10 protein-coding genes are annotated in these 9,708 nt (G+C 72.1%); 1 reads left to right on the top strand and 9 read right to left on the bottom strand.

All coding sequences use genetic code 11. The annotated features are described in order from the left end of the window. From pqqC to I4I78_RS25315, 8 genes are all read right to left on the bottom strand, one after another. The coding region (pqqC, locus tag I4I78_RS25350) for a pyrroloquinoline-quinone synthase PqqC (protein ID WP_218614002.1) at positions 1 to 693 on the bottom strand (693 nt) is incomplete at its 3' end. Beyond that, positions 690 to 1,622: a pyrroloquinoline quinone biosynthesis protein PqqB gene (gene pqqB, locus I4I78_RS25345; protein WP_218614001.1), complete on the bottom strand. Its 933-nt coding sequence runs from the start codon at positions 1,620 to 1,622 to the stop codon at positions 690 to 692. The genes pqqB and pqqC, both read right to left, overlap by 4 nt. A gap of 104 nt (positions 1,623 to 1,726) precedes the next feature. Further along, positions 1,727 to 1,819: a pyrroloquinoline quinone precursor peptide PqqA gene (pqqA, locus tag I4I78_RS25340; RefSeq protein WP_218614000.1), complete on the bottom strand. Its 93-nt coding sequence runs from the start codon at positions 1,817 to 1,819 to the stop codon at positions 1,727 to 1,729. 54 nt (positions 1,820 to 1,873) lie between these two features. Next, positions 1,874 to 3,562 (bottom strand): PQQ-dependent dehydrogenase, methanol/ethanol family, encoded by a 1,689-nt coding sequence (locus I4I78_RS25335; protein ID WP_218613999.1) that lies wholly within the window; start codon positions 3,560 to 3,562, stop codon positions 1,874 to 1,876. Between the two features lie 28 nt (positions 3,563 to 3,590). Beyond that, complete coding sequence (locus I4I78_RS25330) at positions 3,591 to 4,055, bottom strand: MSMEG_3727 family PQQ-associated protein (protein ID WP_218613998.1); 465 nt, start codon at positions 4,053 to 4,055, stop codon at positions 3,591 to 3,593. A gap of 707 nt (positions 4,056 to 4,762) precedes the next feature. Further along, on the bottom strand, positions 4,763 to 5,542 hold the full coding sequence (locus I4I78_RS25325) for a ribonucleotide-diphosphate reductase subunit beta (protein ID WP_218613997.1): 780 nt from the start codon (positions 5,540 to 5,542) through the stop codon (positions 4,763 to 4,765). Between the two features lie 21 nt (positions 5,543 to 5,563). Next, entirely contained in the window at positions 5,564 to 5,776 is a 213-nt protein-coding gene (gene rd / locus I4I78_RS25320; protein WP_255567188.1) for a rubredoxin, read from the bottom strand. A gap of 333 nt (positions 5,777 to 6,109) precedes the next feature. Then, positions 6,110 to 8,224: a S9 family peptidase gene (locus tag I4I78_RS25315; protein WP_218613996.1), complete on the bottom strand. Its 2,115-nt coding sequence runs from the start codon at positions 8,222 to 8,224 to the stop codon at positions 6,110 to 6,112. Positions 8,225 to 8,438: 214 nt separating this feature from the next. Between I4I78_RS25315 and I4I78_RS25310 the strand changes: the two genes are divergently transcribed. After that, the gene (locus tag I4I78_RS25310; RefSeq protein ID WP_218613995.1) at positions 8,439 to 9,095 is read left to right on the top strand and encodes an SMI1/KNR4 family protein; all 657 of its coding nucleotides are present in this window, start codon (positions 8,439 to 8,441) and stop codon (positions 9,093 to 9,095) included. A gap of 34 nt (positions 9,096 to 9,129) precedes the next feature. Here the strand turns inward: I4I78_RS25310 and I4I78_RS25305 are convergent. Further along, a partial coding sequence (locus I4I78_RS25305; protein WP_218613994.1) for a DUF6636 domain-containing protein occupies positions 9,130 to 9,708 on the bottom strand: 579 nt, incomplete at its 5' end.

Genomic DNA, 9,708 nt, shown 5'->3' with positions numbered 1-9,708 from the left:
CATGGACCAGAGCACGTCGCACTTGAACGACAGCGCGGCCACCGCGGCGTCGCCGTCCTGCGGGGTCCGGTAGTACTGGGTGACCACCTCGAGGGCGTGCTCGGAGTCCCGCGGGGCCTGGAACAGGCGGTTGCGGAAGTAGGTCAGCCCGTCCGTCTCGATCCAGGTGTAGTACTTCTCGAACGCGGCGAGCCGCTCGGCCATCAGGTCCGGTGCGAACAGCTCGGTCAGCGACGAGGCGACCGCCTCCACCCAGGGCCGCGTCCGGGCGAACGTCACGTAGGCGTCGACCGCGAAGCGCACCCCGGGAGCGAGGTGTCGGTGGTCGGTGATCTCCTCGCGGGTCAGGCCGCAGGCCTCGCCCAGACGCAGCCAGGCCTCGATGCCGCCCTCGCCGGGCGCGTCGCCATCGTGATCAGTGATCCGCCGGATCCAGCGCCTGCGCACCACCGGGTCGGGGCAGTTGGTGAGGATCGCCGCATCCTTGCGCGGGATCATCTCCTGGTAGTAGTACCGGTTCGCCACCCAGCCGCGGATCTGTTCCGGGCTCAGCACGCCCTCGTTCATCCGCAGATGGAACGGGTGCGCGCTGTGGTAGCTCTGCGAGTGCGCGCGCAGCCGCTCGACCAGGGCCTCGATCTCGGCCGAGTCCGCCGGACCCGTCCGCACCGCGGGTGTCACCGTCGTCGTCATCGTGTTCCGACCTCCACTTCGAGACCGTCGTGGGCAACTTCCATCCCACTCTCCTCGACCTCGCGCCGTTCCGGCGAGTCCTCGAGCAGGATCGGGTTGGTGTTGTTGATGTGGATGTAGATCTTGCGGGCGATCGGCAGCCGGGACAGCTGCTCCAGGCTGCCGCCGGGCCCGCCGAGCGAGAGGTGCCCCATGTCGCGAGCGGTCTTCTCGGCCAGGCCGAGGCGGATCAGCTCGTCGTCGTGCCAGCACGTGCCGTCGACGAGCAGGCAGTCGACGCCCTCGAGCTCGTCGAGCACGGCCGGGGTCAGCTCCTGCACGCCGGGCAGGTAGACCGCCACGGCGCCGGTGGCCTCGTCGGTCAGGCGGTAGCCCACGACCCGGCCCTGATCGGTGTCGATGCTCGTTCCGGCCGAGCTGCTCTCGTGAGCACCGGCGAACCGGTCGTGCTTGGCCGTGGGGACGTCGAAGGCCCGGTAGGTGATCCCGCCGAGCGAGGCGTCCCGGCCCGGGACGACGGGCGTCCACTCGACCGGGCAGTAGCGCTCCAGGGTGGGCAGCACGCCGGTGCCCGACCGCAGGGTCGCGTGGGTGGCCTCGGTGGCGTGCAGTCGGATCCCGCGGCCCTCGCGGAGCAGGAGCAGCCCCAGCGTGTGGTCGATCTCGGCGTCGGTCAGCAGCACCGCCTGCAGCGGGGTGGCCCGGTCGTCGCCGGGGTGCAGGCCTTCGAAGGCCTCGAACTGTGCCCGGATGTCGGGGGAGGCGTTGAACAGGAACCACCGCTCGCGGTCCGGGCTGACCGCGATCGAGGACTGTGTCCGCGCCCGCGCCGGCCGGGTGCCCTCGCGCACCGCCCGGCACGTCGGGCAGCTGCAGTTCCATTGCGGGTAGCCACCTCCGGCCGCCGATCCCAGTACCCGCAGCCACATACGTCGTCCCCCGTTCGTCGTGCCCGGACCGAGGTGGGCCCGGACGCCGGGGAGGGGCGCCGGAACGTGGTTCCGGCGCCCCTCCCCATTCACGTCGCTTCCGCTCAGGCCTCCGAGCGAGCGATGTACATCGTCACCTCGGGTGCACACCCGACCTCTTCGAAGTCAGGGGTCTCCCACTCGACGAGAGTCTCCATGTGCGCGTCACCTCCTTCCTGCTGTCGTGCGCGTCACTGCAGTGTGCGGCTGGTCTAGACCTCGGGCAGCGCGAAGACGAACAGCGCGTCGCCCGCGGCGGCCCCGAGCAGCCCGGGGAGGAAGCCCTCGATCCAGCCACCCCACCCGGTCGGGACGGCGATGTACTGCCGGCCGTCGATCTCGTAGGTGCTGGGGCTCGAGTGGTGCCCGCTGCCGCACTGGAACGACCACAGCTTCTCGCCGGTCTCCTCGTCGAGGGCGACGAACTCACCGGTGGGCGTGCCCTGGAACACGAGCCCGCCGGCCGTGCACAGGGTCGAGGCGCACATCGGGTACTCGTTGCGCCAGCGCCACTTCTCCTCGCCGGTCAGCGGGTCGACCGCGGCCACGTAGCCGTAGAAGTCCTCGATGTCCACGGCGACGCCCGCGCCCCAGTAGGGGATGGACTCCTTGAACTCGCGACGACGGCGGGTCGCCGTGGCCCCGACCTCCTGCACCGGGATGTACATCAGGCCGGTGTTGCGGGAGTAGGCCATGTGGGTCCACTCCTTGCCCCCGGCCGGCCCCGGCCAGAAGTGCACCGGGACGCCCTCCTCGTCGGGGTACACCTTGGGCGTGACCTTGCCGTCGGGCGTGATCTCACCCCACGTGATCCGGTCGACGAACGGGAACACCTTGACCAGCTCGCCGTTGGTCGCGTCGAGGGTGAAGAAGTACCCGTTCTTGTCCGCGTGCGAGACGTACTTGCGGCCGTCGCGCTCGAAGACGATGTTCTCCATCGTCGAGTCGTAGTCCCACAGGTCGTGCGGGGTGAACTGGTAGTGCCACCGGATCTCGCCGGTGTTCACGTCGATCGCGACGACGCTGTCGGTGTAGAGGTTGTCGCCCGGCCGGACGTCGCCGTCGAAGTCGGGCGCCGGGTTGCCGGTCCCCTGGAACAGCAGCTCGAGGTCCGGGTCGTAGGTCGGGGTGACCCAGCAGTTCGCCCCGCCGCGCTGCCACGCCTCCTGGGAGTCGTCGCCCCAGGTCTCCGAGCCCGGCTCGCCGGGCTTCGGGACCGTGTAGCGACGCCAGCGGCGCTCACCGGTCTGCGCGTCGAACGCGTCGATGTGTCCGCGGACGCCGAACTCGCCACCCGCGCTGCCGCAGATGACCATGTCCTTGACGATCAGCGGCGCGACCGAGCCGCTCTCCCCGGCCCGCACGTCACCGTTGGTGACGTCCCAGACCTTCTCGCCGGTCGTCGCGTCGAGCGCGATGAGGTGGGCGTTGAGCGTGTACATGTAGACCTTGCCGTGGCCCACGGCCAGGCCCCGGTTGACGTTGCCGCAGCACAGCGAGACGTCGTAGGGCGAGGCGTGCTTGTAGCGCCAGAGCTCCTGGCCGGTCTTGGCGTCGATCGCCCAGGCGCGGCCGTCCGGGCCGGAGACGTACATGACGCCCTCGACGACCAGCGGCGACGCCTCGAACGAGTAGGTCGACGCACCGGACTGCATGCCCACCGCGCCGGCCTGGAAGACCCACGCCGGGGACAGCCGCTTCACGGTGTCCTTGTTGATCTGGTTCAGGTCGCTGTAGCGCTGACCGTCGTAGGTCCCGTAGTAGGTGAGCCAGTTCGCCGGCTCCGAGCGGGCGTTGCGGATGCGGTCGTAGTCCACGTTCCCGGTGGCCGGGGCGCTTCCCTTGACGGCGCTGAGCTGTGCGTGCGGGATCGCTTCGCCCGCATCGACATAGTCGGTCATTCGGCGTCTCCTTGTCTCTGCGGGTCGATCACGGACGCGGCTGCGGCGGACGGTCCTGCTTCGCGTGGTCGGGGACCTCGCCGCCCATCACGAGCGCCCCGGTCAGGCCGCGGCCCTCGTCGTTGCCGCTGTTGGAGCTGTAGTAGTAGGTGCCCGGTCCGTCGAGGCTGATCTTCGCTGTGCCCTTGGAGTGGTTCACCAGCCAGATGAACTTCGGGTCCCCGTTGCTGGGGATCACCGCGCAGTGGGTGTTCTTGTCGTCGTTGATCAGCGTGAGCTCGATCTCGCCACCGTGCGGGAAGACGATGATCCCTGGGTCGTAGCGGAGCTCGTCCTCGGGGATCCGGATGGTGGCGCGCATGACGCCGTCGGATCCCTCCTCGGCATAGCCGACGGTGCCGGTCCCGAGCAGTCGACCGAGTGCGATCTTGTTCTGCCCGTCCAGGCCGGCGTCGGTCAGCTCAGCCGCCCGATCGCCTGAAGTAGTCGTCATTGACCCGTCCTCCCGAAACATGTGTTGCGGCCGGAGTACGTGATGACCTTCACACCGGGTCGGCCGACCGTCAACCCTGCCGGGGCGTCATTTCGAGAAATCGATCAACGGGCCCGCGCGTCGATGACCGATCGAGGGTGCGAACGGGCTTCTCGGGTGTTCTGTCCGAACGGTGCACGAACGGACGCGTGACCACGCCGACGTGGGGGACCACGCCGAAGGGCGCGCTGGCCTGGGTGTCCGTTCGCACCCGGACTGGCCCGCCGGCGGTCGGGTGCGGTCGCACTAACCGAATGGTCAGGACGGCTCCCGCGACCCGGCGAGCGCAGGCGAGCGCGACAGAAGTCGGCGCCGACGGCCGCGCCCGGAGAACGTGCGGCGCAGATCTTCGCCCGCGATTCACCATTCGGGCCCATGTGAATGGTCAATTTCGCAGAATGCCGTGAATCAACGACGGCATGTCACCCGCGACGGTTTCGTCGTGTGCGCCGCGCGGCGGTCGCGGAGCGTCGCGTGCCCGTGACGTGCGGTGTTCACGCCTGCCGGGCGCCCGTCGGTCGACAGGCGGTCCGGTGCGCTTACGTCGGCGAACGGCGCTCGGTCGTCCGCCGACGAGTGGCGACGCGCCGTTGTCGGACGCTCCGGCGAGGGCCCGGCGAGAATGAAACACGTGTTTCCCGCCGGGGTCGCACCGCTGTCCGGAACCGCTATGCGTCCGACCAGAACTTGATGCCGGTGGCCTTGAGCCGGCGACGGTGCTGCCTCATCGCGAGCTCGATCGCCTCGACCGTGATCAGGTCCCCCCACGCCTTCGTGGCGGCCTCCCCCCACGCGAGCAGCTCGTTCGCCTTCTCGTCGCCGATGTCGGCGTTCTGGATGACGCGCGACCCGAACCCGATGTGCCAGCGCTCATCCCGCAGGACCAGCTCCATGCCCTTGTGCACGCCCGGCAGCTTGACCGACAGCGCCTCGAGCGCCTCGAGCATCGCGTGCTGCCCGGCCAGCAGGACCACGCCCTCGATCACCATGTGGTAGAGACCGACGGCGTCGACCAGGCCCTCGTGGTCCTCGGCGAGGCGCCGCGCGGTGTCCGGCAGGCGGCCCTCGAACAGCTCGACGAGGTCGTCGGCGACCTGGGTGCGCAGGTGGTCCCGCCGCTGGGCGGCGTTCCCGCCGGGAACCCCGGCGACGTCCGCCGTGACGAGGTCGAAGAATCGCGCGTGGCGCGCCTCGTCACGGGCCTGGGCCCGGAACGCGGCCTCCATCGACGGCTCGGATCTCCCGGCCGCCGCCAACTCGTAGTTGCCGAGGTTCCCGGCCACCGCCGTCTCGGCGATGACGAATCCGGCGAGCAGCCCGAGAACCTTCTCCCGCTCGCCGTCCTCGAGCTTCGGCCAGGCCTCGCGGTCGACCGAGAGGTCGATGGACGTCTCGTCCCACTGCAGGGATCCGGCGAGCTGCACGAAGTGGTCGTATCCGGCGATCATGACTCGGCTACCTCACTATCCCTAGAAGTCTTCACCCGGCTCCATCTCGCGGAAGTCGGCCTTGCAGGCACCACAGATCGGGCACATCCAGTCGTCCGGGATGTCCTCGAACGCCGTCCCCGGTGCGATGCCGCTGTCCGGGTCGCCCTCCTCCGGGTCGTAGACCCACCCGCAGGCGACGCACATCCAGAGCGTGGCCGCGGGCTTCGTCCCGGTCCGTCCGCCGACGCTCATGCTCCGGCCCCTACCACCGGCAACGGCGACATCGATGTCCGGAACGTCGTCATGTATCTCCCCACGCCTGTGTCGGGATCCCGGGCGCCCTGTCCGCCCGGGAGAAACCCGGTGGCATCGGGCCGTCCGGGACCGGTGGCCGAGTGCGTCAACTCACGTCGGCATTCTCAGGAGGCCACACCGAGCCGGAGATCGCAAGCGCTCAGCACCGAGCGTTCGTTCCGCAAGCCCCGCGCCTATCCCGAAGGTGCGTTCCGCAAGCTCCTCCTCCGGCACCGAGGTTCGTTCCGCAAGCTCCTCCTCCGGCACCGAGGTTCGTTCCGCAAGCTCCTCTCACGCCCCCAGCGCGTCGCGCAGGAACCGCACCTGCAGCAGCAGCAGGTTCTCCGCCACCACCTCCTGCGGGGTCATGTGGGTGACCCCGGACAGCGGCAGCACCTGGTGTGCCCGGTTCGCCGCCAGCAGTGCCGAGGACAGCCGCAGGGTGTGCGCGGCCACCACGTTGTCGTCGGCGAGTCCGTGGATGATCATCAGCGGCCGGTTCGGGCGGTCCTCGGTGGCCGGGGTGGACGCGTCGTCGAGCAGCGAGGAGCGCCGGTAGGCCTGCGGGTTCGCCGCGGGCATGCCCAGGTAGCGCTCGGTGTAGTGGGTGTCGTAGAGCGACCAGTCGGTGACCGGCGCCCCGGCGACGGCGGCGTGGAAGACGTCCGGGCGGCGCAGCACCGCCAGGGCGGCCAGGTACCCGCCGAACGACCAGCCGCGGATCCCGACCCGGTCCAGGTCGAGGTCCGGGTGCAGCTCCGCGGCGGCGTGCAGGGCGTCGACCTGGTCGTCGAGCACGGGGGTGGCCAGGTCGTGGTGGATCGCGCGCTCGAACTCCGGCCCGCGTCCCGGCGACCCGCGGCCGTCGGTGACCACCACGGCGAAACCACGGTCGGCGAACCACTGGCTGGACAGGAACGCCGTGCGTGCGGACAGCACGCGCTGCGAGTGCGGCCCGCCGTAGGGGTCGAGCAGCACCGGCAGCGGGGTGCCCTCGCGGTGCCCGGTGGGCAGCAGCACCGCGGTGCGCAGCTCCCGCCCGCCGAGCACGTGCATCGCGACCCGGGGGACGATCCCGGGGTCGGTGGCGTGGCTCGCGACCGGGTGCTCCGTGCCGTCGGCGGTCACCAGCACCGTCCGCGGGACGGAGTCGAGGTCCTGCGAGCCCCGCACGAGCGTGCCGCCGGACAGGGTGCCGGAGTGGACGCCGGTCTCCGGCGAGCGCGGGACCGGATCCCGGCCGGGGACCACGGAGAACAGCCGGATCGACGTCGGCTCGACCGACGCCCGGAACAGCACGGTGTCGCCGTCGACGCCGGCCACGTCGCGGACCTGCATCGAGGTGTCGGTGAGCGGGGTGTCCCCGGCGAACAGCCGCCGCGCCCCGCCGTCGTCGGCGACGCGCAGCAGCTCGCCGGACGCGGTGCGCTCCGGGACGCCGGGCACGATCTCCACCCACACCGGGTCGGTGTCGGTGTGCAACGCCGTCGTCGCGCCGGTCGAGGCGTCGACGGCCAGCACGTGCAGCGCGGTCTGGTCCCGCGGCTGCACGACGACCATCGGCCCGGTCGCGTCCCAGCGTGCGGTGACCAGGTACTCGTTCGCCGCCGTGTCCCAGACGACCGGCGTGCGGGCGCCGTCGAGCGTGATGATGTCCAGGGTGACCAGCGCGTTCGGCGTCCCGGCCGCGGGGTAGGCGACGACGGTCGGCGGGCGGCCCGGGTTCGCCGGGTCGGCGATGTGCCAGCGCTCCACCGGCGACTCGTCGACCCGGGCGACCAGCAGCGCGTCGCCGTCCGGGGACCACCAGTAGCCGCGGGTCCGGTTCATCTCCTCGGCCGCGGCGAAGTCGGCCAGGCCGTGGCTCACGTCGTCGCCGTCCGGGGCGGCCAGCACGCGGGTCGCGCCGGTCGCGATCTCGTGCACGTGCAGCGCGCGGTCGGCTACGAACGCGACCCGCTGCCCGGTCGGGTCCAGGCGCGGCTCGACGACGGCCGTGACGTCGCCGACGTCGAGCCGGCGCGGATCCGGGTCCCCGGTCAACGACGCCAGATAGGGCCGGCCGGACAGGGCGAACACTGCCGTCGTGACCGCCGCGTCGGTGTCGTAGCCGACCACGCCGCCCGCCTGCTCACGGACCCGCTCGCGGCGCGCCCTCTCCGCGGCCGGCAGGTCCTCCTCACCGGGCAGCCCCGGTAGCTGCGCCGGGTCGACGAGCAGCCGCTCGGAACCGGTGACCGCGTCGATGCTCCACAGACAGGTGACCGGGTCGGTGCCGTCGTGGCTGCGCAGGAACACCGCCCGCGACCCGTCCGGGGCGAGGGTGAACCCGCGCGGCGCGCCGAGGGTGAACCGCCGGGTGCGGGCGTGCAGGCGGGGGAAGGTATCCGGTGAGGAGTCGACCACGCCCGGACCCTATCCACCCCCTCCCGCCGGAAACCGCGATGTGGAGCCCTGACGCGCCCACGACGCCCCGGAAGACGCGATGTGGAGCCATGACGTGGCCACGACGCCCCGGGAACCGCGATGTGGAGCCATGACGCCCGTCCACCGAGGATCCGTAGGCCCCGGCGATGGTTCCACTCTGGACCCCGGGTCGCGGGCGGGGCAGGCTTCGCCGGTGACCTCCGACCACCCTGTCGCCGCCACCTGGTCGGCCTGGCTCGACGCCCTGTCCACCGCCGGCTACCCGGCGCACGCGATGCCCCGCCCACCGGCCGATCCGGGCGCGGTCGCCGACGCCCAGATCCAGGCCCGGATCCGGTTCCCCGACGAGCTGCGCGCCCTCTACTCGCTCGCCGACGGGCAGTTCCCCGGCTCCCCCCGCGGCCGGGGCCCGCACCCGCCGTCGACGGACCTGTTCCCGACCTACGAGTTCCTCGCGGTCGCCGACGCGCTCGTGCACTGGGGCGGCTGGCGGGACCTGCACACCGAGTACGGCACGTCCGGGATGGCGGACTTCGACGAGCACATCACGGTGCGCGGCAACGACCCGGTGCGCCGGGAGTACTGGAACCTCGCCTGGTGGCCGCTGGCCGTCGACGGCGGGGGCAACTTCCTCGCCGTGGACACCGACCCGGCACCCGGCGGCACGATCGGGCAGGTGATCGTCGCGGGCCCGGACGAGGACGAGCGCCGCCGGGTGGCCACCGGTGTCGTCGGCTACCTGCGGCGGCTGGCCGCGGCCGACATCCCACCGCCCGCGCCGTCGGGCGGGACGGATCCGGCCGACCCCACCGCCGCCGTGTTCTGGTGGGACGTCGACCACCTGCGGTGACCCGGGCGGAGCACCGTGTCGGGCGGCGCCGGGGTCAGTGCGCGTCGAAGGAGCCGCGGGACGCGCTGAAGCCGTGCCCGGTCACCGTGTTGCCGCACTCGACGCCGGTACGGCGGCTCACGCACGTCAGGTCGCCGTTGCGCAGCGCCTGCCCGTAGTCCAGCACGGCGGCCGACGGGTCGGCCACCGTGGCTCCGCCGCAGGTCGGGCCGGCCGGACCCGCCCCGGGCAGCGAGAGCCCGGCGCCCCAGTCCGACGTGCAGTCGGCGGGGGCCGGGGGAAGCTCCCAGTCGCGGTCGGTGACGTCGCAGCGGACCCCGTCGGCGCCGAGCACGCAGCCGATGTTGCCGGTGGGGGACCGGAACCGGAGCGGGTCGGTCCCGAACGCCGCCCCGTCCAGCACGGTGGCCCCGGCGGCGAGGTCCGCGACGGGCGGTGTCCCGGCGGCCCGCCCCGGCGGCGGTGCCGTACCGGCGGACGGGGAGTCCTGCGCCGACCCGCCCAGCAGGACCCCCGCGACGACCGCCGCCCCGGCGATCAGGACCAGCGCGAGCGCGGCCGCCGACACCAGCCGCTGTCGGCGGTCCCGGCCGGGCGCGGGGGCGTGGTCGAT

Origin of the sequence: Pseudonocardia sp. KRD291 (assembly GCF_019263595.1) — a bacterium.
In the GTDB taxonomy this organism is placed as follows: domain Bacteria; phylum Actinomycetota; class Actinomycetes; order Mycobacteriales; family Pseudonocardiaceae; genus Pseudonocardia.
Note: the sequence above shows the minus strand (reverse complement) of the source record. Positions and strands in the feature narration are given on the sequence as shown.